Origin of the sequence: Rhodococcus sp. NPDC049939 (assembly GCF_040656415.1) — a bacterium.
Lineage (GTDB): Bacteria > Actinomycetota > Actinomycetes > Mycobacteriales > Mycobacteriaceae > Rhodococcus_F.
On record NZ_JBFAMC010000001.1, the window covers coordinates 1,186,267 to 1,212,728 of the forward strand.

A 26,462-nucleotide genomic window follows, 5' to 3' on the forward strand; every position below is an offset into this window, starting at 1 on the left:
GAATGCACTCCTCGCTAGTGTGATATGGGGATTCTCACGCATTACTCAGGGTTGTGAGGGAGCGACGACATCGAGCGCATCGGGCACGGAAACGAACTCGACGGTCTCGCGGAGACCGATGTAGTCGCCATCCATCTGCAGACCTATCGGTTCGGACGCCGTGATCCGTACTGACGGAACGTCGTCGATGCGGACCAGTTGCTTCGAATTCGCTCGGGTGCCCGGGGTCAGCAGTTGGCGGGCCACCCGAAGTGTGGTGAGGAGTGCGGTTGATTTCATCGCGAAAACGCCGAGGCCGGTGTCGTAGGTGATGTCGGGATTCGTGTGGATCTCTCGCGTGTTCAAATAGGTCCACGGACTCGAGTTCGATACGAACGCGTAGTGAACGCCCTCGACCGGTTCGTGACCGGGAACCTCGACGGTCAGCGTCGGATCGGCGTTCTTCGATCGGAAGAAGATCCTCACTGCCGCGCGCACGTATTGCGCGGGCGTGGCGGGGCGTCCGTTCTTGCGATGCGCGTCGACCGCCTCACACACCTGCGCATCCCAGCCGACACCGGCGTTGAATGTGAACCAGCGCCCGTCACAGTGCGCGAGACCGATCCTTCGTCGCTCCCGGCGCGTCAGAAGATCGATGAGCTGGTTGGTGGCATCCACCGGGTCGTGCGCGATGCCGAGTGAGCGCGCGAAGACATTTGCCGACCCTCCGGGTACAACAGCGATCGGGGGTACGGATCTTGCCGCCCCCGCTCGAATCGATTGGGGCGCAGGGGTGCCGAGGAGACCGTTGACCGCTTCGTTCACCGTGCCGTCGCCGCCGTGAACAATGATCAATCCCATTCCGTCCGAGTGGGCGCGCTGAGCGAGTTCTGCCGCGTGCCCCCGGTGAGTGGTGTGCGCCACAGTCAATCGCACTCTGCTCGATACCGCGTGCGCAAGGAGATCACGCCCCGCTGGGGTCGTCGAGGTGGCATTCGGGTTGACGATCAGCAGTGCGCGCACGGAACGCAAGCCTAGCGGTGCTCTGGTGACACCGTCCCTGGGCTGGGTTCGACGGCGTGTTCTAGGCTGTCCGCGTGTCGAATCCGCCTCTCAGCAAGTCAACGCCTACCACGGTCCGCGTCGCGGGCGCACTGGTGTCGCTCGAGGGCGCAGTCGCTGTCGTTCTGGCCATCGTGTTGGTGGTGCGCGGACTTCTCGGGCATGACCAGAGCATCACCAGTGGGTACGGAACCGCTGCCTGGTTCGGGATCCTTGGTGGTGGGGTGCTCGCCGCCGGCCTCGCTCTGATCTTCGGCCGGCGCTGGGGTCGGGCGATCGCGATCGTCGCTCAGCTACTCCTGCTCCCGGTCGCATGGTCACTGCTCACCGATTCCCATCAAACGTTCTTCGGCATCCTTCTCGGAGTTGTGGTGGTCGCGGCACTCGGCTGCCTGCTCAGCAGTCCCACTTCGAAGTGGTTGGCCGCCGAGTACGGCCAGGACCCGGACGCCGACGAACCCTCAGACTGTTAGTTTTGCCTGGCTGACGAACAGGTCTTCGAGGTAGATGCCATGGGTTCAGTCCCAAGTCGAGAAGTTCCTGAACCAGACTGCAATTCCCACAACCCGGCCGCTGTCGCTCACCGCGACTTGCGAGAAAGTTGACGGCTGCGAGCCGAACAGGGCATCTCACATCTGGTCGGCTGTGACGGTGCACTCGTCACGGGCGTTCTGATATTCGGCGAGTTGTCAGATCATGTCGGTGATCGCGGAAACATCTTCGGGCACAGCGCGTCTGATCAACTGGCGCCTTCATCGGCCGATATGTTGTGAGTTATCACCTGCTGCGTGCCGTGTTCGAAACCGAGGACGGAATATGCTGCGGGCGACATCGCGAATCGTCGGCCCTCGGTGACGGGAAGGTCCGCCCATCGTGCGATGAGGGCGCGGGAGAAGTGCCCGTGCCCGACGAGGATGACGTCCCGATCTGCGAGCTGCGAATGCGCGACGGATAGAACCAGGTCGCATCGATTGTGGATCTGCTCTGCCTGTTCACCCCGTGGGCAGGGGTGAGTCCATACGGTCCAATCAGGCACCTGTTGCCTGATCTCGGGCGTCGTCATGCCTTCGTAGATGCCGTAGTCCCATTCTTCCAGCCCATCCCACGACCGGTGGACCGGCAATCCTGCCAGCTGCGCTGTTCGCTTGGCACGTTGCCGGGGGCTGACGATCACGAGTGGGTCTCGCAGTTCGAGGGCTTCCAGAGTCGGGCCGATTCTTCGCGCCTGGGATTCGCCCACTTCGGTGAGTGGGACGTCGGTTCGGCCCGTGTGTTTACCCCAACGCGCCCATTCCGTTTCACCGTGCCGGAGGAGGACGATTCGTCGGCCGCGCGGCGAATCACTGGGTGGCATTCTTCCATCATGTCAGTGAAATTGTGGAAGCGAAATTGCGGATTGGGTCGCTTGGCGGGGCGAAGTAGGCAAGGATCAAGGCCGTGACGACGGTTCTGGCAGTGGCAAATCAGAAAGGTGGGGTCGCGAAGACCACCACGGTCGCTTCTCTCGGTGCAGCGCTGGCTGCGCTGGGACAGAGGATCTTGGTCGTGGATCTCGACCCGCAGGGGTGCCTGACGTTCTCTCTCGGGCACAACCCTGACCGGTTGAACGAGTCGGTTCACGAGGTGCTGACCGGCGATCTGGCGGCGCGGAACGTAGTGATCGACACCGAGGACGGGGTGTCCCTCCTGCCCGCGACAATCGACCTGGCGGGTGCGGAGGCATTGTTGCTCATGCGTCCCGGGCGTGAGTTCGCGCTCAAACGTGCTCTCGAGCCGTTGTTGGGCGACTACGACACCGTGATCATCGACTGCCCTCCATCGCTTGGTGTACTCACGCTGAACGGGCTCACAGCGGCGCATGCCGTGCTGGTACCGCTACAGTGCGAGACCCTCGCTCACAGGGGCGTCGGACAATTGCTGCGCACAGTGAGCGAGGTAAGGCAGATCACCAATCCTGATCTGGTCCTGCTCGGGGCGCTCCCGACGCTCTACGACGCCCGCACGACGCACAGCAGGGACGTCCTGGCCGATGTGTCCGACCGCTACGACCTTCCCCTGCTCTCGCCGCCGATTCCCCGCACGGTGCGGTTCGCAGAGGCCACAGCGTCTGGCGCCACCGTTCTGATGGGGCGTAGAAACAAGGGTGCTCAGGCGTATCAGGACCTGGCCGAGAACTTGGCCAAGCACTGGGCGGGATCGGATCTGGTCACGTTTTCGCCTGGAAGTGACGCGTAAGTTCGTCAGCTGTGGGAGTCCATTCCGCAGGCCAATCTTGTTGGCGTAGTTGGGCGTCCGTCCCGCCGTCTGCGAAGACCACGCTTCCGCAGAAAAGTGTCGAGCCCGGTCCGAGCAGGAACTCGACCACTGCTGCGATCTCGTCCGGGCGACCACGGCGGCCCAACGGAATCGGGTAGAAGTCCAGGGACTTTGCCAGTTCGGGGTCGAGGTCGCCACCATTGGTCATCGGCGTGTCGATCATGCCCGGTGCGATCGCGTTGAGACGTATGCCTTTTCCGATCCATTCGGTGCGCACCGCTTCGCGGCGAATCCACCAGGCGAGCGCGAGTTTCGACGCTGGGTATGCGGGGATCGGGGTCACCTCGTCGCCGATGCGGACAGCTTCGGACTCGTCATGATCGAGGCAAGCGGTCACCAGCTTTTCCGGGATGCCGGGCTGTGTCGTGGTGCTGCTCGACGAAATCACCACTACCGAAGCGCTGCGGGCACGTTCGAGCGCGGGCTTCAGTGCCGTGACGAGATCGACCGTCCCGAAGAAGTTGACTGCGACGAGTTTGCCGCCAGTTACCCGGGAGAGTGATCCGAGCCCCGCGCAGCACACGAGGCCGTCGACGACACCTCCGCTCGCCTCGTCGATCGCGGCCGCTGCGGCGCTTCTGCCCCCTGCGGTCGACAGGTCTGCCACGATGTCGGTTTGTCCGAGGTCCACGCCAATGACAGTGTGACCAGCTGACTCGAGCTTGCTGCGACTGGCAGCCCCGATGCCTGAGGCCGCGCCAGTGATTACGTAAGTTGCCATGACGTGAATTAGAACACGTTGCAGCACGTTAGGCTGCCGAGTTCGCTGAGCCTCAGCTCAGTGCAACGACCCGCCCGCCGCGCTGTTCGAGGATGATGTCGCCTGCCACTGTCGTGGTGATCGGTTCCGTCCTCGATTCGCGCTCTACCGGAATCGTTCTTATCTGCGAACCAGTCGACAGATCGAGCACGGCGATGCCGGAATCCACTGGAACCAGCAAGTTCCCGGCCATCACGGCACCGGGGCCGAGGGCGTCGGGGAAGGTCCAACGCGGCGCGAGGTCCGAGGCGCCGAGCACAACCACGGCCGTACCCGTCCACCAGGTGACCACCGAACCGTTCGTCGTCGTGGCCTGATCCGCGCTCACCGGGACGGAGAGGGCGTACTCGGAAACGGGGTTGCCTGCACCATCGAACAATCCGATTCGGGGTCCGCTGGTTCTGCCGGGAGGGAGGTATACGGCGGTGGTCTCGCCGGACACGCCGAGGATGCGGGCACCCTCGACGCCGGCGTCGAGTGCAGCGAGGACGCTGGAGCCGTACTCCTCAGGTTCCCGATTGTCCTTGGGGGAGGGATTCATGATCGTCAGCCTGTCGGCGACCTCGCCGGGGCAGCGCTCGAGTACGGCCAGTCGACTGCTGCTCGAGTCGGCGTCGATGAGTTCGCATCCACTTCGCGGTTGGTCGCCAGGGTTCACGGGCGCATCGACCCGGCCGTACTCGACGGTGCGCACGAGATCCGAACGCCACAGCTCCAGCCTGCTGTCACCGAGGGAGGACACGTACGTCCCATCCGATTGCACAGTCACTTCGGAATCTGCGTCGCTGGTCCGCTGTGCCAGGCGCCGGCCGGTACCCCCGTCGAGTTCAGTGACCTGAGAGCACCCGCGGTGGTCACGGTAGACGGCCACGATCTTCTCCCACTCGGCTGTCACACCGCACAGTGCGAGACTGCGCTGATAGCGCCAAAGCTCGGTGCCGGACAAAGCGTCACGTCCCACGACCTCTCCGCCCTCCGCGGTGACGACGGCACCACCCGCGACAAGAGGTGTGGTGGTGGCGGAACTAGGCGACTCCCAGGTCGGGTTCAGCGTCGGCGGCACCGACTGAGCGGTGACCAGCGCGGGCGGCGGCTCCGCGGCGGTGACCGATGTGGTCTTGCGGGCATCGCTGCGCAACCACACCACCGTGAAAGCCACCAGGACTGCCAGTGCGATACCGGCAGCGATGATGAGGTCGGCACGTGAGCGCCGCTCAGGTGCAAGCACGACCGTTGATTATTCCGTGTTCGTCGTGACGCCGACCTTCGAGGTCCGACGCCGACGCCGACGTCGGGGCTTGGGTGCACCTTCACCTTCGGTATCCGCGGTCGAAGTCGTGGAGTCGGGCGCGGTCGGTTCAGGCGCCACGGACGTCGCACCGGCAGTGTCCACCGGTCGGCCCCCACGAGTGCGGCGCCGGGTGCGTTTGCGCGCCGGGCGGTCGCTGCGGGCCGCGCCTTCGTCTTCCTCGGCCGGCGCTCCCCTCTTCCCGGACGTCGACTTGATGGTGCCTGTCGACTCTGCAGGGATCGACAATTCCTCGTACAGGTGGGGGGAACTGGAGTAGGTCTCGAGGGGTTCGGGCAGGCCGAGGCCCAGAGCTTGGTCGATAAGTCGCCAGCGCGGGATGTCATCCCAATCGACGAGTGTCACCGCGACACCAGCGCGCCCAGCGCGGCCCGTGCGGCCGATCCTGTGGACGTAGGTCTTCTCGTCCTCGGGGCACTGGTAGTTGATGACGTGGGTGACATCGTCGATGTCGATACCTCGCGCTGCGACGTCGGTCGCCACGAGGACGTCGATCTTGCCTGACCGGAACGATTTCAGTGCCTTTTCACGGGCAATCTGGCCGAGGTCGCCATGCACGGCTCCGACCGCGAATCCACGCTCGGCAAGTTCGTCGGCCACCTTCTGGGCCGTGCGCTTGGTCCGTGTGAAGATCATCGTCGCGCCGCGCCCGTCTGCCTGCAACACGCGTGCGACCATCTCCGCCTTGTCGAGTGCGTGGGCGCGATAGATGTGCTGGCTGGTTCGTTCGTGGACCGCCGAGGTCTCGGCTTGTTCTGCCCGGATGTGCGTCGGCTGATTCAGGAACGTCCGGGCGAGCGTAATGATCGGGCCCGGCATGGTGGCGGAGAACAACATGGTCTGACGCCTGTCCGGAACCATCCCGAGGATTCGCTCGATGTCGGGGAGGAATCCGAGATCGAGCATCTCATCTGCCTCGTCGAGCACCAGTACCTCGACTTTGCCGAGGATCAGGTGTCCCTGGTTGGCCAGGTCCAATAGACGGCCCGGCGTACCCACTACCACATCGGCGCCTTCTTGCAGGGTTGCGATCTGGGTCTCGTAGGGACGGCCGCCGTAGATGGCCAGTACTTCGAGTTCGTCCTTCTGGCCCCGGAGATACTTGGCGGCGTTCTCGAGGTCCTTGCTGACCTGGATGCACAGCTCCCGGGTCGGGACGATGACTAGCGCGCGAGGCGTTCCGTCGAGCGCGGCGGTTCCAGTGGTACCGGTGGAAATGCGGTGGAGCAGCGGCACGCCGAAGCCGAACGTCTTGCCCATGCCCGTGCGGGCTTGGCCGATCAGGTCCTCACCGGCAAGGGCGAGCGGAAGCGTCAACTCCTGGATTGCGAACGTGCGCTGGATATCGATCTCATCGAGGGCGCGGACGATGTCGTTGTCGACTCCGAGTTCGGCGAACGTCGGAGCGATATGTGTGGAGTCGAGTTGCGCAGACAGTGTCGTCTCGGATGCGTCATCTTCGTGGTCGACGGTGATCTTGCTCAGGGGACTGGCCTTCCTCGTAGCCGCACGCACGCATGAGGTAAGGGCGAGGCCGCTGGTCGGCCCAATTTCCCAGTCGACGCTTGTCGATGTCCTCTACCGAGTAGCTCCAGCCTGTGCCTCAGCGCAGAAATCCCAGATTCCGGCGAGGCACGGCGGGGACCTTCGATCAGGTGCGCGCTCATTATCGGTGGGAACCGTGGATCGGATCGTGATCGTCACTAACCGACGCTCCCCGTGACGGAGAACGGTTGAACAGTGGTTGCCCACGATCATTGTAGCCGGAGAACGTCTCATACATGGTTACGCATGGCAAACGTCACCGCCTGGCAAGCTAGGCTTTGGCGGCATGGAGTCCAACACGCCGGCATCCTCCGGCCCCGTCATTCCCGCTGATCACCCGGGGGTCAGCGAGCTCTTTGCCGTTCTCGCATACGGCGAAATCTCTGCCTTCTACCGCTTGTCCGAGGACGCTCAGATGGCCCGGACCTTACGTGGGAAAGTGGCGCTCGCGAGTATGGCAGCCGCGGAGATGGGTCACTTCGAGATGCTGGAGGAGGCTCTGACCGCGCGGGGTTTCGACATCTACGAGGCGATGGATCCATTCGTCCGCGCCCTCGACGACTACCACGCATCCACCACCCCGTCGACGTGGCTCGAAGCGTTGGTGAAGGCGTACGTCGGCGACGGAATAGCGGCGGACTTCTATCGCGAGATCGGGCACTCGCTGCCTACGGAAGCTGCGCGGACAGTAGAAGAGGTGCTCTCGCAGACCGGACACTCGGAATTCGTCGTGCAAGAAGTGCAGGAGGCGATAAAGGCCAGCAAACGGGACAAGGATCGTCTCATGTTGTGGGGCCGGCGACTGCTCGGTGAGGCCGTCACCCAGGCGCAGTACGTTCTGGCCCAGCGCGAAGCACTCACCGACCTCGTCATCTCCGCGTCCGGAGATCTCAACGGTGTCGTGGCACTGTTCGACCGTATGCAGGAAATGCACGCCGAACGCATGGAAGTACTCGGCCTCGTGTGATGGCACCGCCGTCGTGCCTCGTGTGACGGCACCGCCGTCGTGTTCGCTCAGGGCACAGCGTGCGGACGCGCAACCACGGGCGCCACTGCACTAGCCTGGCCAGGACAGCTGATGTTTATCGGAGAGTTCGGAGGTTGACCGTGGAGGTCAAGATCGGTGTAATCGACAGCCCGCGTGAGCTCATCGTCAGCAGCGAGCAGAGTTCGGAAGAGGTCGAGGCGTTGGTCTCGGGTGCCCTCGATGGCGGCGGGATCTTGTCCTTGCAGGATGACAAAGGCCGTAAGTACCTGGTTCAGTCCGGCAAGATCGCCTACGTGGAGATCGGCCCGTCCGATGCTCGCCGGGTCGGATTCGCTCCCACCGAGTGAGCAGCTGAAAAGGGGCCCGCAGTCATCTCGACTGCGGGCCATTTTCGATACCGGTGCTCAGCGTTGATCGGTATGAAGAGGAACGCGTGAGAGGCCGCCCCAGGCGAGGGTGACGGTGATGTCGACCGCCTCTTCCTTGGGGATCGGCCGAGAGGCTTCGAGCCAGTACCGTGCAGTGAACTGGCTGGCGCCGACGAGACCCACAGCGAGAATGCGAGCGCGGTAGGGATCGAGTCCAGAGTCTTGGCTGACGAGGTCGAACACGGCGTCCACGCAGGCTTCGGTGGCGTGCTCGACACGACTCTGCACCTGCGACTCGCCCATGAGGTCCGACTCGAACACGAGACGAAAACCTTGCGAGTCGTTGTCGACGAAGTCGAAGAATGCCTGTACGGCAGCACGGACGCGCTGCTTGTTGTCGGTGGTCGAGCGCAGTGCTTGCCGGACACCTGAGATCAGGCTGTCGACGTGACTCTGCAGTACCGCGATGTACAGTTCGAGCTTGCCTGGAAAGTGCTGATACAAGACCGGCTTGCTTACTCCGGCGCATTCCGCAATCTCGTCCATTCCGGCGGCGTGATACCCGCGTGTGACGAAAACCTCGCTGGCAGCGGCCAGTAGCTGAAGCCGACGAGCGTCGCGGGGAAGCCGCGCGCTGCGACGCGCCCCGGCACCCTTTCCGGTGGTGGCGTCGCGATCGGAGTTGGTCCGATCCGCGAGTTCAGTCATAACACTTCCATTCTGCACAAGTAGACCTCGTCACATTCTGTACTAACTGTGTGAACGATACCCGCGCGTAGGTGTCCTATCACGGCGGACATGTTGTGTTCACAACGTCCAGGATATTGCCTGACCGGTAACTACATCGCAGCATCCATTGTTCGTACTGGTGAGTCAGTTAGCCGAATCATTGCACGACGATCTGGGGTGACACGCCGGAGAATCTGCGGGGCGAACGCTGGGTCGAGGTGGTGTCGAATTGTGACATTCTGATCGGGTGACTGACCGAGGAGGACCGCGAACCCGCGGCCGAGCTCCCGACGGATTCGAGGATGGAAAGCGCTCACGAGGTGCTCACCAGCGAAGACGATCACGCGGCGCTGATCAGCGAGAACGATCGCGCGTCAGCGACCAGCATGATGTTCGCCCGCACTCTTTACGGGTTCCGCAGACGTGGGCATATCCATCACAGTCACAACAACCGCCGTCGCACCAACCACTTCGCGCACAGTGGGACCCGACCAGACCAGATTCCACTAGGCCTCGGAACCCGCGGCCGGTACGAAGAGCTCGAAAGCAGAGCCGGATCGGCCGGTTCGTCTCTCGGTACGGCTGGCGCGCATATGCGATTCCGGTACTGATGGTCGTCACCGTTCTCGTCGTGTTCGATGCAGCCCGGAGCACCGGACGGGAAGAGGTGATGGGCCGGACCGATACACCGGGATACGGCACTGCCTCGCATGACGCCGACAGCTCCGGCGTCACCGACAACCCACCTGCGGCCGACGGCAGTTTCGCTGCCGACCTCCCGTCCGGTGCGCTACCCGCCGGCGGTCCGTTTGCGGTCGAGGGTGCCGGTACGTGGCACGTCGTCCCAGGAAGCGGACCGAAGGTCGGTGAAGGTACCGAACGAGAGTTCACGTACACGGTGGAGGTGGAGAACGGAATCGACACCACCGGGTTCGGCGGTGACGAGTCCTTCGGCCGGATGGTCGACCAGACACTGGCGAACCCGAAGAGTTGGACGAACGATCCGCGCTTCGCGTTCCGTCGTGTCGATGAAGGCGACCCAGACTTTCGAATTTCGCTCACCTCGCAGATGACGACACGTGAAGCCTGCGGATACGACATCGAACTCGAGGGTTCTTGTTACAACCCCGGCATGGGCAGGGTGGTGCTCAATGAGCCTCGCTGGGTGCGGGGCGCCATTGACTTCCAGGGCGACATCGGCTCGTACCGCCAATATCAGATCAACCACGAGGTCGGTCATGCCATCGGCTACGAAGCTCACCAGCCGTGCGAAACGCAGAACGGTCTGGCGCCCGTGATGATGCAGCAGACCTTCGGGACTGCGAACGACGACATCGCGAAACTGGACCCCGAAGGCGTCGTGCCGATGAACGGCCTCACCTGCCGTTTCAACCCTTGGCCGTACCCTCGCGCGTAGACGGCGTCGCGAACTCGGACCGGGGTGACATCGTTGGCGGTGCTCCCCGAACTAGATGTCGCGCGGGTCCTGCAGTATTGCGCGAGCAGAGTTCCCGAACGATATCGTCACGAGATCCGAGTCGAACGCGACATTGCGCCACGGCACCTGACGATTTGAGAATCCCGGCCACCACGGCGGGAGTACCTCGGTCCGCGGTGGACACGATTCCCGATCGCTCGGTTGCACTACACAAGAAGACCGGGTTGTGGACGTTGTATTGACGGGACCGGAACCTTGCCTTGCTCCGCTACCGGTTCCTGGAACCGAGCCCGCACGTTCAGGACTTGCTCGATCACATCGAACCTCGATCACATCGAACACGGTGGCGACCCGATCTTCTGGAGCTGACCCGCCATCGTCGGTGATGCGCTGACCCACTGAAAGCAACCCGGTTCACGGAACAGTCTCTCCGCAGCCCCGCCCCAGCGAATCGTATCGATTTGGGCGGTTTGTCCCAATATTCCGTATAGTCCGCTCGGTGCACGGGGGACTATACGGTTTCAGTCTTTCGCCCTGCGGATGCAGCCGCAGCGATGCCGTGCGATCCGTCTCTCCCCATTGGCCGAAGGAGTCAGATCACGATGTCGTACAACACCATTGACCCGCCCTGCCTTGGAGGTCGGATCCGCACACGGCGATGATGCGCGCCGGGGTTCGTCGCCACTCTGGCGGCGGGTCTGATGCTCACGGCCGGCCCGGTGGCGCAAGCCGATACCGTCGAGACCGCGATCCCGGTCGGCGTGGGTCCGTCCGAGGTGGCGATCACCCCGGACGGTGCCCGCGCCTACATCACCAACCCCAGCGACGACACCGTGTCGGTGATCGACACCGCCACCAACACCGTCATCAACACCCTCGCCGCCGGCGACTACCCGATCAAGGTGGCGATCACCCCCGACGGCACCCACGCCTACGTCACCAACTGGAACGACGACACGGTATCGGTGATCGACACCGCCACCAACACCGTCACCACCATCGGCGTCGGCGACTCCCCGTCCGGGGTGGCGATCACCCCCGACGGCGCCCGCGCCTACGTCACCAACTACCTGGACTTCACCGTGTCGGTGATCGACACCGGCACCAACGCCGTCATCGGCAACCCCATCACGGTCGGGAACTTTCCGTCTGCGGTGGCGATCACCCCCGACGGCGCCCGCGTCTACGTCACCAGCCGTGATGACGACAGGGTGTCGGTGATCGACACCACCACCCTCGACGTCACCGAAACCATCAACGTCGGCGATGAGCCGTCCGGGGTAGCGATCACCCCCGACGGCGCCCGCGCCTACGTCACCAACCGGAGCAGTGACACCGTGTCGGTGATCGCCATCGAGCGGGCGCCGACGCTGACCGGCACTCCCCCGGCCGGTGTCGTCGGACAGGCCTACGCATACGCCTTCACCATGGATGGGCTACCGGCCCCCACCACCAGGGTCACCGCCGGCGCACTGCCGGACGGGCTGACCCTTCTCTCCGAAGGTGTCCTTACCGGAACCCCCACCACCGCAGGACAATTCGAGTTCACCGTCACCGCCGACAACGGCATCGGCGACAACGCCAACCTCCCCGTCGTCCTCGACATCACCGACGCAGCGCCGACCGGGTCTCTGGGATCGTTCGGATCCTTGGGATTGCTCGGGAACTGAGGATCGTAGGTCCTGAGACAACGAGAACGCCCCACCCTCTCCAGGTGGGGTCGTTCTCGTGTCGGGGCGCGTGATTCCGGTGGAGCCCCCACGTCACTGGTTCCCAGCTCACCCCCGGTCCGTAGCCTTCGGCGCGAATCGTGGCAAATTGCACAATTCGTCCCGGTTTGTCCCGTAGAGTCCTCACCCGCGCAGGGCGACTGTCCAGTTTCACCCTGTCCTCCATGCACCCGTGGAGACGCCCGCATCAACCGGGCCCTCTCCCAAGAAAGGACTTCCGACCACGATGAGGCACGCCACTAGCGTTGTTCCGCCAAGATGCGGGGCCGATCTGGGCTCGAGGGCCACGACCCGAGGACGGACAGCCGGGTTGGTCGCGGCCCTGGCGACGGGACTGATGCTCACGGCCGGCCCGGTGGCGCAAGCCGATACCGTCGAGACCGCGATCCCGGTCGGTGCGTCTCCGTTCGGGGTGGCGATCACCCCGGACGGCGCCCGCGCCTACGTCACCAACCTCAGCGACCACACCGTGTCGGTGATCGACACCGGCACCAACACGGTCATCGGCAACCCCATCAGGGTCGGAAACACCCCGTCCGGCGTGGCGATCACCCCGGACGGCGCCCGCGCCTACGTCGCCAACCTGCGGGACGACAACGTGTCGGTGATCGACATCGGCACCAACGCCGTCATCGGCAACCCCATCACAGTCGGCGACCTTCCGCTCGTGGTGGCGATCACCCCGGACGGCGCCCACGCCTACGTCACGAACAGGGAAGACGACACGGTGTCGGTGATCGACACCGCCACCGACACCGTCACCACCACTATCGACGTCGGCGACCGTCCGATAGGGGTGGCGATCACCCCGGACGGCACACGCGCCTACGTCACCAACTACAACGACCGCACCGTGTCGGTGATCGACACCGCCACCAACACCGTCACCGGCACCATCGACAGCGGCCGCAATGCGGAAGGGGTGGCGATCACCCCGGACGGCGCCCGCGCCTACGTCGCCAACTACTTTGACGGCTCCGTGTCGGTGATCGACACCGGCACCAACGCCGTCATCGGCAACCCCATCACGGTCGGAAGCTATCCGTCCCGGGTGGCGATCACCCCGGACGGCGCCCGCGCCTACGTCACCAGCCGTGATGACGACAGGGTATCGGTGATCGACACCACCACCCTCGACGTCACCGAAACCATCGACGTCGGCGACCTTCCGATCGGGGTGGCGATCACCCCGGACGGCGCCCGCGCCTACGTCACCAACGCTGGCAGCGACACCAACGCTGGCGGCGGCACGGTGTCGGTCATCGCGATCGAGTGGGAACCGACGGTGACCATGACATTGCCGGCCGGCGTCGTCGGTCAGCCCTACGAGTACACCTTCACCGTCGCCGGACAACCCACCCCCACCAGCGTCACCGCCGGCACCCTGCCCGACGGCCTGACTCTCAATGAGAATGTGCTGTCCGGAACCCCTACCACCGCAGGACAATTCGAGTTCACCTTCACCGCCACCAACGGCATCGGCGACGACGCTACCGTGCCCGTCGTCCTCGAAATCACCGACACACCGTCGGGCACACCGTCGACCGGTTCCCTGGGATCGCTCGGGTTCTCGGGATCGTAGGACCTGCGACGACGAAACGCCCCCACCCACCCCCCAAGTTCCACGGGTCCTCGCAACAGGGGTGGGTTCAGAGGGGGCCAGTAGACCGCGCAAGACGCTCGGCTGGGGTATCCCAGCCGAGCGTTTTACGTAGGTGGCCTCGATTCTCATCGACCTCGCTGAGCGACTCAGACCTCAGGCGAGGTGGCATGCCGGCCCGAAATGTCAGGTTTGACTCTGAGAGCACACCCAACGGGTGTCGGAAAACCGTTGCGGCGACTTCAACATGACGAGTTTCCCTGCCACTGGCGGCTGTGGTGTCGGGGTACACCCCAACACCACAGCCGCTGTCGTCGGTGATGCGCTGGCCCATTGAAAGCAAGCACGTTTCCTGAACGGGAAGAATCGGCCCGGCGCGGGCGTTGGAACAAGGGCACTATCGTTGGAGCCCGTCGTACAACCGATCAGGAGTGGCCCGTGTCGCTTGACCGTTCCGTGAACACTTCCGAGACGCTGCCGCCGTTGGTGGAACCGGCCGCCGAACTTTCCCGCGACGAGGTCGCCAGGTACAGCAGGCATCTGATCATTCCGGACATCGGCATGACGGGGCAGAAGCGCCTCAAGAATGCGAAGGTTCTCGTTATCGGCGCAGGAGGTCTCGGCTCACCGGCGCTTCTCTATCTCGCGGCCGCAGGTGTCGGCACGATTGGCATCGTCGAGTTCGACGAGGTGGACATGTCGAACCTGCAGCGGCAGGTCATCCACGGCCGTTCGGACCTAGGCCGTAGCAAGGCCGAAAGTGCTCGCGACTCGATCCGCGAGATCAACGACAGCATCGATGTCCGGTTGCACCAATTCCGCCTCGAACCCGACAATGCCGTCGAGTTGTTCGGAGAGTACGACCTGATCCTCGACGGAACCGACAACTTTGCCACCAGGTATCTCGTCAACGATGCCGCAGTGCTCGCGCGCAAGCCGTACGTCTGGGGTTCGATCTATCGCTTCGAAGGTCAGGCGTCCGTCTTCTGGGAGGACGCGCCGAACGGACGCGGACTGAACTACCGTGACCTGTACCCGGAGGCGCCACCGCCTGGAATGGTGCCTTCGTGCGCCGAGGGCGGCGTGCTCGGCGTGCTGTGCGCTTCGATCGGCTCGATCATGGCAACCGAGGCGGTCAAGTTGATCACCGGCGTCGGGGAATCTCTGCTCGGACGGTTGATGGTCTACGACGCACTCGATATGACGTACCGCACGATCAAGTTGCGACGGGACCCCGCGCGGACTCCGATCACGGAGTTGATCGACTACGACGAATTCTGCGGCGTGGTGTCCGAGGAGGGGCAGGCGGCCGCAGCCGGATCGACCATCACCGCTACGGAGCTCGCGGAGCTTCTCGACTCCGGCAAGGACATCGAACTGATCGACGTGCGCGAGCCGGTCGAGTGGGACATCGTCCACCTACCGGGTGCGGTGCTGATACCCAAGGACCGCATCCTTTCAGGTGAAGCGCTGTCCGAGCTTCCGCAAGACAAGCAGATCGTCCTGCACTGCAAGACGGGCGTCAGGTCCGCGGAGGCACTGGCGGCGCTGAAGGAAGCGGGTTTCTCGACCGCAACGCACCTTCAGGGTGGCGTCATGGCGTGGGCGAAGCAGGTGGATTCGAGCCTTCCCGTGTACTGACTGGCCAGGCCCGGCTAGTTAGACCCCATGCGTAGTCCAGTCAGCGGGCATTGTATGATCGTTCGTTTCTGTTCCGTGTGTCTTCCACGGTGGCCGGGTAGGTCGGCGGTAGCGTTGACACGGTGAGCACAGGTCAACCACCTCATCACGTGTGCTCCACGTTTGGCCTCCGCGACGTCGAGCCCGTTGCGCTCGGCGCGGACTGGGATGGCGGGTGGCTCTGTGGAGACATAGTTCTCTCGTCCGTCACCGACCATGCGCGCGCAGCGTGGTCGGCCAAGGTTCGCGAGACCCTGCAAGTGGACGGGCTGCGGCTCGCTCGCCCTGTTCGTTCGACGGATGGACGGTACGTGGTATCGGGCTGGCGTGCCGATACCTTCATAGAAGGCGCCCCGGAACCACGACACGATGAGGTCGTGTCGCTGTCCTGCCGACTGCACGAAGCCACCGCGAAGCTTGACCGCCCCCGATTCCTTGCGCAACCAGCGATGGCGCCGTGGGAGGAGGTCGACGTATTCGTTGCTGCGGATCGTGCCGCGTGGGACAAGGCTCCCCTTCGCGGCGTCAAAGGTGTCGAACAGCTCGAGACGCCGTCTCCCGATGGCCGTAGGAGCCTCGAGTTGATCACCGGGCTCGCGACTCTACGTAAGTCTGTCTCCAGCACAGATCAGTTGGTGCACGGTGACCTCTTCGGCACCGTCCTCTTCTCCGGTGCACTCGCACCCGGGATCACCGACATCACTGCATACTGGCGCCCCGCCTCGTGGGCCGCGGCGGTGACCGTAGTCGACGCCATCTCGTGGGGTGGAGCCGACGAGGCGCTCATCGGGCGCTGGGACGACCTCCCCGAATGGCCGCAGATGCTCTTGCGCGCCGTACTGTTCCGGCTAGCTGTCCACGCGCTACATCCGAGGTCTACGGCGGAGGCATTTCCCGGAATCGCCCGCACGGCCGACGTAGTGCGTCTGCTTCTCTAGCTCGACAACTCTTCTAACCCAACAACTCGGTGAACAGATCGCGCGCGGCCTGTTCGGCACCGAGTTCGTCTCCGTCGATCACGGCGGCGACCAGGCGTGAGTGCTCGTCGTGGAATCCCTGACCGTTGGCATGCACGTGGCGGTTCACGGTTTGTGTGATCGAGGGCAGCAGGGAATCGTAGAACTCGAGGTACACCGCGTTGTGGCTTGCCTCGACGACCGCGCGGTGCAGTGCGATGTCGGCGGCGATCGCAGCTTCGGTGTCGGATTCGGTCCATCGGCGATGACGCTCGTCGGACAGGGCTTCGAGTCGGATGATGTCGTCCGGCGTGCGACGCCGGGCAGCTAGGGCAGCGGCGGTCACATCGAGGGCTTGACGCAGTTCCGTGACATCGCGCTCGTGCGCGTCCGAGAAGTACTTGCCGAGGGTGCTCCCGACCTCGGACGTGGCGACGACGTAGGTACCCGACCCCTGCCTCCGCTCGAGCATTCCGGCGTGGACGAGGGCCTGGACGGCCTCACGGACGGTGTTGCGCCCAGTCCCGGTGAGTTCGGAGAGGGCGGTCTCGGTGGGAATCTTGTCTCCGACGGCCCAGCGTCCATTGCGAATGTCGTCACGCAACTGATCGGTGACCTGCGAGATGAGACTCGCGCGGTGAACGGTTTTTCCGAAAGTCATCCGGTCATCCTATGATTTCTGGGTGAAAAAACTGTACGGTCGCCTTCTGGTCTTCTGCGCGATCTTGATGTCCGCGCTTGTCCTTCGACTGGCGGTCACCTCGTTCACCCCGTTGGCCGCTCAGATCCGAGAGGACATCGGATTCTCGTCGACGATCGTCGGGGTGTTCGGGATGGTCCCGACAGCCATGTTTGCACTCTTCGGGCTGGGGACGCCACTCATCGTCAGGTGGTTGGGGCTCGAGCAGACCGCGCTTCTCGCCATGTTGATGGCCGGAGTGGGGATGCTCGTCCGGGCTCTGGTGGGTGACACGTTGTCGTTGCTGGCGCTGTCGGCTCTGGCGCTCGCCGGCATGGGAATCGGCAATGTGGTCATTCCGCCACTGGTGAAGCGCTACTTTTCGGGCCGTCTCGCACTGATGAGTTCGATGTACATCGTCGCTGTTCAGATAGGCACTATCGCCCCTGCCTTCGTGGCGGTCCCACTCGCGGACGCCTTCGGCTGGCGCGTTTCGATCGCTGTCTGGGCACTGGTCGGGTTCGCTGCTGCGGTGCCGTGGATTTTCGTCCTCGCCGGAAACCGCAGTCGGGGTGCGACCCCCACTGTCGCCGCGCCGCCCTTGGCTGCACCGGCGGGGCAGTCACGGGGCGTCGCTTGGCGGTCGCCACTGGGCTGGGGAATGGTCGGCATGTTCGGGATGACCTCGATGATCACGTACTCGATGTTCACCTGGATTCCCAAGATCCTCGGCGCCGCAGGCGCCAGTCCCGCGTTCGGCGGTTCCATGGTGGGACTGTTCGCGTTCACGGGGCTCGTCGGGGCCATCGCTGCCCCCACTTTGTGTGCACGAATGAAGAACCCGTTTCCGATCGTGGTCGGGTGTGCCGTCTGCTTCCTGGTGGCATTCGGTGGGCTGTTGTTCGCACCGATGGACGCACCGATCCTGTGGATCGTGCTTCTCGGGCTCGGACCCAGCACGTTCCCGATGTCGCTGGCTCTGATCAATCTCCGCACGCGCAGCCACGTCGGATCGTCGACGTTGTCCGGCTTCACGCAGGGTGCGGGCTACACCGCCGCCTGCCTCGGTCCGGTGCTGTTCGGGGTGTTGTACGAATTGTCCGAGGGTTGGGTGATGTCGTTCGGGTTCTTGACGCTCGGCGTCGTGGTGCTTCTCGTAGCGGCCTACCAGGCCTGCAAGCCGCGGATGCTGGAGGACAGCTGGCCTGCGGCCGCCGAACCGGAGGCGGCTCTCCGATACGCCTAGGAAACATGCCGGAAACCTCACATCGCCCGTAACGCGAAGTGAGCATCAGTTGACGCTGCGGTCACGCCACGCAGCACCGTCGCAACAGCCCTTTTCTACCTTTGAGTTTCCCAATCGATCCGGTCGGCCATTGCGCTGTGACGGCGACCGAGATCTGCGGCATCGACCCGACGGGTACGAAGGAGCGACATGAGCATCAGGTCAGCGGTAGTCATCGGACACGGCATGGTCGGACACCGGTTCGTGGAGGCGCTGCGCGAACGCGACGCCTCGAATGATTGGTCGGTGACTGTGCTTTGCGAGGAACCGGTTCCGGCGTACGACCGTGTCGGTCTCTCGTCTTACGTAGGGGCCTGGGACCACAAGGAACTTGCTCTCGCAGGAAACGACTACGCCGGCGATGCGCTCGTCGACCTCCGGACAGGCACCCGAGCGGTCTCGATCGATCGTGAGCTCCGCAAGGTCACTACGGATTCGGGAGAGGTCTTCGGCTACGACGCTCTTGTCATGGCCACCGGTTCGTATCCCTTCGTGCCGCCGATTCCCGGCCACGACCGCCCGGAGTGTTTCGTCTACCGGACACTCGAAGACCTCGATGGGATCAGGGCGCGCGCCGAGGCCGCGGCCCCCGGCTCCGCCGCGGTCGTGGTCGGTGGGGGACTGCTCGGGTTAGAGGCCGCCAACGCTCTGAAGCTGATGGGCATGACGCCGCACGTGGTGGAATTCGCTCCACGGCTCATGCCGTTGCAGGTGGACGAGGGCGGGGGAGCCTTGCTTTCGGATCTCGTCACCGACCTGGGGGTCACCGTCCACACAGGGGTCGGCACCTCCTCGATCACAGAGGGCCCCGAAGGCGTCAGCGTCGAACTCTCGGACGGCTCGGTGATCGAGGCCGCGCTGCTGGTGTTCTCCGCGGGCGTGCGACCTAGAGATCAACTGGCCCGCGAGATCGGACTCGACGTCGGCGAGCGCGGCGGGATCGTCACCGACCTCGGTTGCCGGACTTCGGACGAGAACATCTATGCGGTCGGTGAGTGCGCCGCAGTGGAAGGCCAGTGCTACGGACTCGTTGCCCCCGGTTACAGCACCGCGGAGGTCGTCGCGGACAGGATGCTGGGCGGCGAGGCGGAGTTCCCGGGTGCCGACCTGTCTACCAAGCTCAAGCTGATGGGTGTGGATGTGGCCAGCTTCGGCGACGCTCACGCGCAGGCTCCAGGTGCGCTCGAGGTCGTGCTCAGCGACGCTGCGAAGGGTACCTACGCCAAGCTCGTCGTCTCCGACGACGCGAAGACGCTGCTCGGGGGGATCTTGGTCGGTGACGCGTCCGCGTATGCGTCGCTGCGACCCCTGGTGGGCCGTGAACTTCCGGGTGACCCCGCTGCGCTGATCTCACCGGCGGGGGAGAAGCCGGGTGCCGGATCGCTGCCCGACGATGCCGAGGTGTGCTCGTGCAATGGCGTCACCAAGGGCACGATCTGCGGGGCGATCGCCGACGGTGCTTGCGACATCGCGCAGGTCAAGAGCTGCACCAATGCCGGAACGACGTGTGGTGGCTGCCTCCCCACGATCAAGCAATTGCTGGCGTCGTCCGGTGTGGTGATGTCGAAAGCGTTGTGCGAGCACTTCGAACAGTCCCGCGCGGAACTATTCGAGATCGTCCAAGCCACCGACACCCGCACGTTCTCCGCCTTGATCTCCAAGTACGGCAAGGGGACTGGCTGCGACATCTGCAAGCCGGTCGTCGCGTCGATCCTGGCGTCCACCGACTCGGATCACATCTTGCATCGCAACCAGGCTGGACTGCAGGACACGAACGACCACTTCCTGGCGAACATCCAGAAGAACGGGACCTACTCGGTGGTGCCTCGGATGCCCGGCGGCGAGTGCACCCCAGAGCAGCTCATAGTCATCGGTGAGGTGGCCAGGGACTTCGGTTTGTACACGAAGGTGACCGGCGGTCAGCGCATCGATCTGTTCGGCGCCCGCGTCGAACAGCTGCCTGCCATCTGGAAGCGACTCGTCGACGCAGGCATGGAGTCCGGTCAGGCTTACGGCAAGTCGTTGCGCACCGTGAAGAGCTGCGTTGGATCGACTTGGTGCCGGTACGGCGTGCAGGATTCGGTGGGCATGGCCGTCGACCTGGAGAACCGGTACCGCGGTCTGCGCTCTCCGCACAAGCTCAAGTTCGGGGTGTCGGGCTGCGCCCGCGAATGCGCAGAGGCCCGAGGTAAGGATGTCGGCGTCATCGCTACCGAGAACGGCTGGAACCTGTACGTCGGGGGCAACGGCGGTCAATCGCCGAAGCACGCACAGCTACTCGCCGGCGGTCTGGACGATGAAACACTGGTCCGATACATCGACCGGTATCTCATGTTCTACATCCGCACCGCAGATCGGTTGCAGCGGACCGCACCGTGGGTGGAGTCTCTCGAAGGGGGCCTGGATCACCTCAAGGATGTGGTCTGCAACGACAGTTTGGGTATCGCCGCGGAGCTCGAAGCAGCGATGGCCAAGCACGTCGACGGGTACAAGGACGAATGGGCGGGTGTTCTCGACGACCCGGAAAAGCTGTCGCGATTCGTTTCGTTCGTCAATGCGCCCGACGCGGCCGATCCGACCGTCGAGTTCGACGACACCGGTGCGCGAAAGGTCCCCGTTCTGATGGGAATGCCTCAGTTCGCAGGTTCTACGTCGGATTAATCCGCACTTAACGGTGCGGAAACACCGATCCCGAACCATGTAGAGCGAGAACGGAAACGCGACACAATGTGAAGGAGGACTCGGATGACCGTCGTCGATATGAACGTGCACAGTGCCAGTGGAACCAGGCGTGACAGCGTTGCGTCAGATCGTCTCGAGTGGACGTCGGCGTGCCCGCTCAGCCAGCTGATTCCAGGTCTCGGGGTAACCGTGCTGCTACGGGGCGGGGAGCAGGTGGCGCTCTTCAAGCTCGAAGACGGATCTCTCCACGCCGTCAGCAACATAGACCCGTTCGGCCGCGCGGCCGTGATGTCCAGGGGCATCGTGGGTGACCGGGCGGGGGAGCCGACGGTGGCTTCACCGCTGCTCAAGCAGGTGTTTTCGCTGGTCGATGGTCGCTGCCTCGACGATGAGGGGGTCCGACTCCCCGTGTACGACGTGCGGGTATGGGCCGGCGTCGTCCAGGTCCACAGCGCCCAGGTTCACAGTACGAACGAGTGAACGACGTGACGGCCCTGCGCGGGTTCACGGTCGGCATCACCGCGTCTCGGCGAGCGGACGAGTTTGCATCTCTGCTGACGCGACGCGGTGCGTCGGTGGTGCATGCTCCTGCGATCCGCATCGTTCCTGCAGATGACGGGGATCTCGAGCGTGCAACGCGCGAGATCATCGACAATCCGCCCGATACCGTCGTCGTGACGACGGGAATCGGCTTCCGTGGCTGGATGACGGATGCGGACGGCTGGGGGCAGGCGGGGGGATTGGCCGGGGCACTGGAGTCGAGCAGGCTGCTGGCCCGAGGCCCCAAGGCCAAGGGAGCGATCAGGGCCGCCGGGCTCGAGGAGGAATGGTCACCGGAGTCGGAGTCCTTCGCAGAGGTTCTCAACCACCTTCTCCGTGAGGGTGTCGAGGGGCGACGCATTGCGGTCCAGCTGCACGGCACCGGCTCGGAGCGTGAACCGGTCGAGGATTCTTGCGAGATATTGCGACGAGCGGGCGCACAAGTAGTGCCCGTGCCCGTCTACCGGTTGACTCCGCATGAGGACCGGGCTCCGATGGACCGAATGATCGAACTCGTCGCGAAGGGTGGGCTCGACGCCGTCAGCTTCACCAGCGCGCCCGCGGCAGCAACGTTGCTGGCGAGAGCAGAGGAGACCGGGATGCTCGAGATGGTGCTCCACTCGTTGCGGCACCGTGTCCTCGCGGCGTGCGTCGGACACGCGGCCGCCGGACCACTGCGCGAGCTCGGCTTACCGACCAGCGTTCCATCGAACCCAAGGCTCGGCGCTCTGGCCCGGCATATCGAAGAAGAACTGCCCTTGCGGGCGAAAAAGATCCATGCAGCAGATCACGAACTGAGCATCCGTGGGGGATGCGTCGTCGTCGACGGTGAGGTGCGGCAACTGCCCCCCGCCGGGATGTCGCTGATGCGCGTGCTCTGCGCCCAGCCCGGAAGGGTCGTCCCGCGGGACGAACTGCTCGCGGCGCTGCCCGGCGGCGGGGGAGACACCCATGCGGTCGAGATGGCGGTGGCGAGGTTACGCGCATCCTTGGGAGCACCGAAAGCCGTGCAGACGGTGGTCAAGCGGGGGTATCGGCTCGCACTCGCCCCTACTCACTAACTGATGCGCGCGCGGAGGGATTGAAATGAACGAGACAGCACTGGTACTGGTGGCACACGGTACGCGCAGCACACGGGGGGTGGAGATGATCGCCAGGCTCGCTGACGCCGTCTCCGAGCAAGTGGGCTTTACACGTGTGTCCTTCGTAGACGTACTCGGACCGTCGCCGGCCGAGGTCCTGCGCGACATCACCGCTCCCGCCGTGGTGATGCCGGCGTTCTTGGCCTCGGGCTATCACGTTCACACCGACGTCCCGCAACAGGTTGCCGACAGTGGACACCGCTCGGTGTCCGTGACGCGGGCGCTCGGACCCGATCCGGTCCTTGCGGACGTGCTTCTGCGCCGACTCGTCGAAGCAGGGTGGCAACCCGGCGATGCGATCGTGCTCGCCGCAGCCGGTTCGTCCGACCCGCGCGCACTCCGCGACGTGGGTCGTGCCGCGCAGATGCTGTCCGAACTAGCGGGCTCGCGAGTCCGGGTCGGCTATGTAGCCACAGCCGAACCACGCGTTCGGGATGTCGTGGCCGAACTACGCGCGCAAGGGGAGAGGCGGGTGTTCGTCTCGGCCTACCTGTTGGCGCACGGACTGTTCCATTCGCGTCTCGCCGATGCAGGCGCCGACGGAGTCGCGGAACCGCTCGGTGTGGACCCGGCAATCGTTTCCCTGGTAGCCGACCGCTACCGCAACTGCGTGCAGTCCCCTCTGCCGCTTCGGTGCTGATTCGGACCCAGGTTCACTGATCAGCGTGGTAGCCAAATCAGTTCGGCGAGTTCACCGTCGGCTGCATCGGCAGGAACCAATGCCAGTGCCTCTCGGCCGATGAGGCCCGAGAGATGAGCGGTCCGGATCGAGGGGTCGGCTCGCCAGGTGCCGTCCGACTCAGCGGCGACAGGCAGGATCCGTGTGATGTCGCCGCTGACCTCTGAGGCGTTTGCGATCCGGCCCAGCGTGATCGGGGCCGCACGACGCGCGGTCAAGGCGGTCACGATCGCCGGAATCGTGGTCAGTAGCGTCGCAATGGCCGCGTACGGGTTTCCGGGCAAACCCAACACCACACGACCATCCGGCAACAGTGCAGTCAACTGGGAACCACCGGGCCTGCACCGAACCCTGCTCACTACCATCCGTGCCCCCGCACGGTCGAGTGCCCCCCGCAATTCGTCGGCGGCGCCGCCTCCTGTAGCGCCCGCGATCACTATGAGATCGGGTCGGCGCACTTGCCTGAGCAATTCGTCGAAGCCGTCGGATGTGTCCCGCAGGTGGGTATCGGCGATCGTGCGGACCCCGCACCACGAGAGGAACTGAGGGAGAACAGGACCCAGCGCATCCCGGGTCTGCCCCCGGCGCAGCGGGCCGTCCCGGCGAATCTCGTCCCCGGTTACTGCCACGTGCGCACACACCGGTCCGCGAACCGCCGCAATGGAGGTCTCCGCGCTCGCGGCTACCGAGGCGAGTGCGGGAGTGACCGCAGTTCCCGCCTCCGCCAGGCGATGCCCCTGAGCCCAGTCTTCGCCGGGCCGCCTCACGTCGTCTCGCACCGGAGTGCCCTCTCGGCGGTGTAGTCGCGGGCCGTCGGAAGTACCTGTCGCGACAGCGAACTCATCTCTTACGACGGTGGTGGCTCCGCTGGGCAGGTGCGCACCCGTCGCGATCCGGACAGCATCCCCCTCCACGAGTTCGAGTTCCTCCGAGCCGCCCGCATAGCGAATGTCGCCGCGCAGCGACCACGGTCCATCGCCGGCGACCGCATATCCATCCATCGCTGACACCGCAATGCGGGGCAGCGACTCGGAGGCGAGCAACGGTTCGGCGAGCGTGGCGCCGAGTGCATCGTCGAGCGGCATCCTTCGCGGTGAGAGCGAGGGAATCGCATCGAGAATTGCACGCCGGGCCTCGCTGACCGTGACCGGTACACCTGTAGCCGCACTGCGAGCACGTTCGACGTCTTCCGGAGTGTCGCAATCGGTGACGCTTCGCATGGTGACAGTGCTGAACCGTTCCGGCACCAGCGCCTTCATCGGCTGATTGACCGTGGACCCGAGGGCGCGGACCCGATCGTTCAACGAGGCCACTCGCCACGCCGAGAGCAGGAACTGCAGACGGCCGGACCGGTCCACCGCGAACACGGTCTCTGCGTCATCCAGAGCGGCCGTGAGAATCTCGACCGTCTCGGGTTCCACGAACGGCAGATCGGCGGCGAGGAGAACCACGCGATCCGACGGCTGCGCGTCAAGTGCTGCGAGCCCAGCGGCGACGCCGGCTACCGGACCTGCACCAGGTGGCGTCTCCTGGGCCTGCAGGACAGGCGGACCGACATCACCGCGCGGAGGCCCGACGACGACGGTGCGGGTGCAACCGCTGACGGCGGCCAGTGCGGTATCGAGCATCCGGCGGCCGCCCACAACCAGGGCCGGTTTGTCGACGCCGCCCATCCGAGTCGCTCGTCCACCGGCAAGAACGATTGCGTGAATGGGTATGGCGGAGTTCATTCCCTCATGTTGCCGCATACCCCCGTCGCTGCGCAGGTGCCAGTACGGAGACACGAGCGCACGAATCGGCAAGAGTCAGTAGCGCAGTACGGCTGCGCAATCGGGAGTGCTCACATCGGAGGTATGACCGTCCAGCACTTCGGCAATGTGTCCGCGATCGAGTATGTGTACGGCTCCGCCTTGTTCGAGCGTTCGCACCGCCGCGGACTCGATCAGATCGGTATCCGCATCGGCACGGGTCGAGTGAGTTTCTACTGAACCGGTCTCCTCGTCGTAGCGACCCCACACGGGATCACTGTCAGTCAGGAAGAGCGTGTCGATCTGTCCGCGGTACGCGGCTCGGACAATGTCGCCGAGCGAGATTATTGCCCGACGGTCGTTTGTCCCCAGCAAGGATGAAAGGCGCTCGACCGCTTCACGACGATCGGAATCGAAGCGCGGCCGCACCATGTTGTACGCGGCTTCGTGCTGCTGCGTCGCATTGAGCGCCTCAGGGTTGAGGAGAAGGGATCCGACGAGCCAGGAACCCAGTGATGTCTGCTTCTTGAAGTGCCCGGCGATCTCTGGGTCGGCAGCCAAGACCACAGGGATCGGATGGCCGGCGACATGGCGATCGAATGCTGCGGCGACCTCTCCGACGAACTCCACGAGTTGTCCTTTCCGCCACTCGGCGGGGCTGTCGCCGTACACCTGCGCATTGCTGATGTCGACGGAACCGGTGTTGGGTCGCGCTACCGGGCTGGCCTGTAGCGGGTTCTCGTAGTCGGATTCTCTCCGGCTCTCGCTGATGTCGCGCGGCAGGTCCGCGTCGAGATCTTCGGTCATCGAGAATCGGGACGCATCGAACAACCGCACCTTGTTGGCGGTGATCGTCAGGAGGTGGAATGCGCCATCGGCGGCAAGGAGAGGGAACAGGGGTTTCACATAGAATCCCGGCCCGACGAAGACCTGCTCGGCGAAAGGAGTCGGTACCCGATAGCGGTGTGCCTGTCCGTCACCGAGGAAGAGTGCGAGGCCTTGGTCCTGGTGTTGCCAGAATTTGTGATTCTCGATGAGCGCGGTCGCCGGAGCCAGCAGCTCGCCGGCATCGGACTCGTCGACGCCGGCCGAAGTCAGCTGGTTGCGAGCCTCGGCGACCAAATTGCGCAAACGAATCGGATCCTGCTTCGTTTCCTCCCCGCGGATGTGGGTTGGCATATATATCGAGATACCGCGATCAGGTGCGGTAGCAATCAACCGCGACAGGTCGGATTGTGTGAACATGA

General features: G+C 64.4%; 23 protein-coding genes and 1 pseudogene. 14 read left to right on the plus strand and 10 right to left on the minus strand.

The features are described 5' to 3' along the window. Positions 1–45: 45 nt before the first annotated feature. Complete coding sequence (locus tag AB0I57_RS05410; protein WP_358330886.1) at positions 46–1,002, minus strand: diacylglycerol kinase family protein; 957 nt, start codon at positions 1,000–1,002, stop codon at positions 46–48. Between the two features lie 74 nt (positions 1,003–1,076). Here AB0I57_RS05410 and AB0I57_RS05415 point away from each other — a divergent pair, with 74 nt between their 5' ends. Beyond that, positions 1,077–1,514, plus strand: a complete 438-nt coding sequence (locus AB0I57_RS05415; RefSeq protein WP_358330889.1) for a hypothetical protein — start codon at positions 1,077–1,079, stop codon at positions 1,512–1,514. 48 nt (positions 1,515–1,562) lie between these two features. On the opposite strand, the pseudogene AB0I57_RS05420 reads toward AB0I57_RS05415, so the two are convergent. Beyond that, positions 1,563–1,784: pseudogene (locus AB0I57_RS05420) on the minus strand (GNAT family N-acetyltransferase); the annotation flags it as partial. Beyond that, positions 1,781–2,395, minus strand: coding sequence for an acid phosphatase (locus tag AB0I57_RS05425; RefSeq protein ID WP_358330892.1), 615 nt, complete (start codon positions 2,393–2,395; stop codon positions 1,781–1,783). The pseudogene AB0I57_RS05420 and the gene AB0I57_RS05425, both read right to left, overlap by 4 nt. 83 nt (positions 2,396–2,478) lie before the next feature. Between AB0I57_RS05425 and AB0I57_RS05430 the strand changes: the two genes are divergently transcribed. Continuing rightward, a complete protein-coding gene (locus AB0I57_RS05430) occupies positions 2,479–3,276 on the plus strand; it encodes a ParA family protein (RefSeq protein ID WP_358330895.1) in 798 nt (265 codons plus the stop codon). On the opposite strand, the gene AB0I57_RS05435 is transcribed toward AB0I57_RS05430, so the two are convergent. Genes AB0I57_RS05435 through AB0I57_RS05445 form a run of 3 tightly spaced genes read right to left on the minus strand, consistent with a single transcriptional unit; the run spans position 3,248 to position 6,941 of the window. Then, entirely contained in the window at positions 3,248–4,078 is an 831-nt protein-coding gene (locus AB0I57_RS05435) for an SDR family oxidoreductase (RefSeq protein WP_358330898.1), read from the minus strand. The two genes, AB0I57_RS05430 and AB0I57_RS05435, sit on opposite strands and share 29 nt — an antisense overlap. Positions 4,079–4,130: 52 nt before the next feature. After that, entirely contained in the window at positions 4,131–5,345 is a 1,215-nt protein-coding gene (locus AB0I57_RS05440; protein ID WP_358330901.1) for a hypothetical protein, read from the minus strand. A gap of 9 nt (positions 5,346–5,354) precedes the next feature. Beyond that, on the minus strand, positions 5,355–6,941 hold the full coding sequence (locus AB0I57_RS05445; RefSeq protein WP_358330904.1) for a DEAD/DEAH box helicase: 1,587 nt from the start codon (positions 6,939–6,941) through the stop codon (positions 5,355–5,357). A 316-nt stretch (positions 6,942–7,257) separates the two neighbouring features. Here AB0I57_RS05445 and AB0I57_RS05450 point away from each other — a divergent pair, with 316 nt between their 5' ends. Then, complete coding sequence (locus AB0I57_RS05450) at positions 7,258–7,938, plus strand: ferritin-like fold-containing protein (RefSeq protein ID WP_358330907.1); 681 nt, start codon at positions 7,258–7,260, stop codon at positions 7,936–7,938. A 140-nt stretch (positions 7,939–8,078) separates the two neighbouring features. Further along, positions 8,079–8,306 (plus strand): DUF3107 domain-containing protein, encoded by a 228-nt coding sequence (locus AB0I57_RS05455; protein ID WP_358333177.1) that lies wholly within the window; start codon positions 8,079–8,081, stop codon positions 8,304–8,306. Positions 8,307–8,363: 57 nt separating this feature from the next. Here the strand turns inward: AB0I57_RS05455 and AB0I57_RS05460 are convergent, their stop codons facing one another. Then, positions 8,364–9,035 (minus strand): TetR/AcrR family transcriptional regulator, encoded by a 672-nt coding sequence (locus AB0I57_RS05460; protein ID WP_358330910.1) that lies wholly within the window; start codon positions 9,033–9,035, stop codon positions 8,364–8,366. A gap of 268 nt (positions 9,036–9,303) precedes the next feature. On the opposite strand from AB0I57_RS05460, the gene AB0I57_RS05465 reads away from it, so the two are divergent. From AB0I57_RS05465 to AB0I57_RS05485, 5 genes are all read left to right on the plus strand, one after another. Continuing rightward, a complete protein-coding gene (locus AB0I57_RS05465) occupies positions 9,304–10,473 on the plus strand; it encodes a DUF3152 domain-containing protein (protein ID WP_358330912.1) in 1,170 nt (389 codons plus the stop codon). A gap of 722 nt (positions 10,474–11,195) precedes the next feature. Next, entirely contained in the window at positions 11,196–12,164 is a 969-nt protein-coding gene (locus AB0I57_RS05470; protein ID WP_358330915.1) for a beta-propeller fold lactonase family protein, read from the plus strand. A 370-nt stretch (positions 12,165–12,534) separates the two neighbouring features. Further along, the gene (locus AB0I57_RS05475) at positions 12,535–13,806 is read left to right on the plus strand and encodes a YncE family protein (protein WP_358330918.1); all 1,272 of its coding nucleotides are present in this window, start codon (positions 12,535–12,537) and stop codon (positions 13,804–13,806) included. 474 nt (positions 13,807–14,280) lie between these two features. Beyond that, a complete protein-coding gene (gene moeZ / locus AB0I57_RS05480; protein WP_358333180.1) occupies positions 14,281–15,465 on the plus strand; it encodes an adenylyltransferase/sulfurtransferase MoeZ in 1,185 nt (394 codons plus the stop codon). A 122-nt stretch (positions 15,466–15,587) separates the two neighbouring features. Beyond that, the gene (locus tag AB0I57_RS05485) at positions 15,588–16,442 is read left to right on the plus strand and encodes a TIGR02569 family protein (RefSeq protein ID WP_358330921.1); all 855 of its coding nucleotides are present in this window, start codon (positions 15,588–15,590) and stop codon (positions 16,440–16,442) included. Between the two features lie 13 nt (positions 16,443–16,455). On the opposite strand, the gene AB0I57_RS05490 is transcribed toward AB0I57_RS05485, so the two are convergent. After that, on the minus strand, positions 16,456–17,121 hold the full coding sequence (locus tag AB0I57_RS05490) for an FCD domain-containing protein (RefSeq protein ID WP_358330924.1): 666 nt from the start codon (positions 17,119–17,121) through the stop codon (positions 16,456–16,458). A gap of 67 nt (positions 17,122–17,188) precedes the next feature. Here AB0I57_RS05490 and AB0I57_RS05495 point away from each other — a divergent pair, with 67 nt between their 5' ends. The 5 genes from AB0I57_RS05495 (at position 17,189) to AB0I57_RS05515 (ending at position 23,428) form a co-directional block, all read left to right on the plus strand. Beyond that, complete coding sequence (locus AB0I57_RS05495; RefSeq protein ID WP_358333183.1) at positions 17,189–18,385, plus strand: MFS transporter; 1,197 nt, start codon at positions 17,189–17,191, stop codon at positions 18,383–18,385. Positions 18,386–18,574: 189 nt separating this feature from the next. Then, positions 18,575–21,085, plus strand: a complete 2,511-nt coding sequence (gene nirB, locus AB0I57_RS05500) for a nitrite reductase large subunit NirB (RefSeq protein ID WP_358330927.1) — start codon at positions 18,575–18,577, stop codon at positions 21,083–21,085. A gap of 84 nt (positions 21,086–21,169) precedes the next feature. After that, a complete protein-coding gene (gene nirD / locus AB0I57_RS05505) occupies positions 21,170–21,586 on the plus strand; it encodes a nitrite reductase small subunit NirD (RefSeq protein ID WP_358330930.1) in 417 nt (138 codons plus the stop codon). Further along, entirely contained in the window at positions 21,583–22,707 is a 1,125-nt protein-coding gene (locus AB0I57_RS05510; RefSeq protein ID WP_358330932.1) for a uroporphyrinogen-III synthase, read from the plus strand. Before nirD ends, AB0I57_RS05510 begins: the two co-directional genes overlap by 4 nt. Before the next feature lie 25 nt (positions 22,708–22,732). Then, positions 22,733–23,428, plus strand: a complete 696-nt coding sequence (locus AB0I57_RS05515) for a sirohydrochlorin chelatase (protein ID WP_358330935.1) — start codon at positions 22,733–22,735, stop codon at positions 23,426–23,428. 20 nt (positions 23,429–23,448) lie between these two features. On the opposite strand, the gene AB0I57_RS05520 is transcribed toward AB0I57_RS05515, so the two are convergent. Both AB0I57_RS05520 and AB0I57_RS05525 read right to left on the minus strand, forming a co-directional pair. After that, positions 23,449–25,197: an NTP transferase domain-containing protein gene (locus tag AB0I57_RS05520; protein WP_358330938.1), complete on the minus strand. Its 1,749-nt coding sequence runs from the start codon at positions 25,195–25,197 to the stop codon at positions 23,449–23,451. 75 nt (positions 25,198–25,272) lie between these two features. Then, positions 25,273–26,460, minus strand: coding sequence for a hypothetical protein (locus tag AB0I57_RS05525; protein WP_358330941.1), 1,188 nt, complete (start codon positions 26,458–26,460; stop codon positions 25,273–25,275). Between the last annotated feature and the right edge of the window lie 2 nt (positions 26,461–26,462).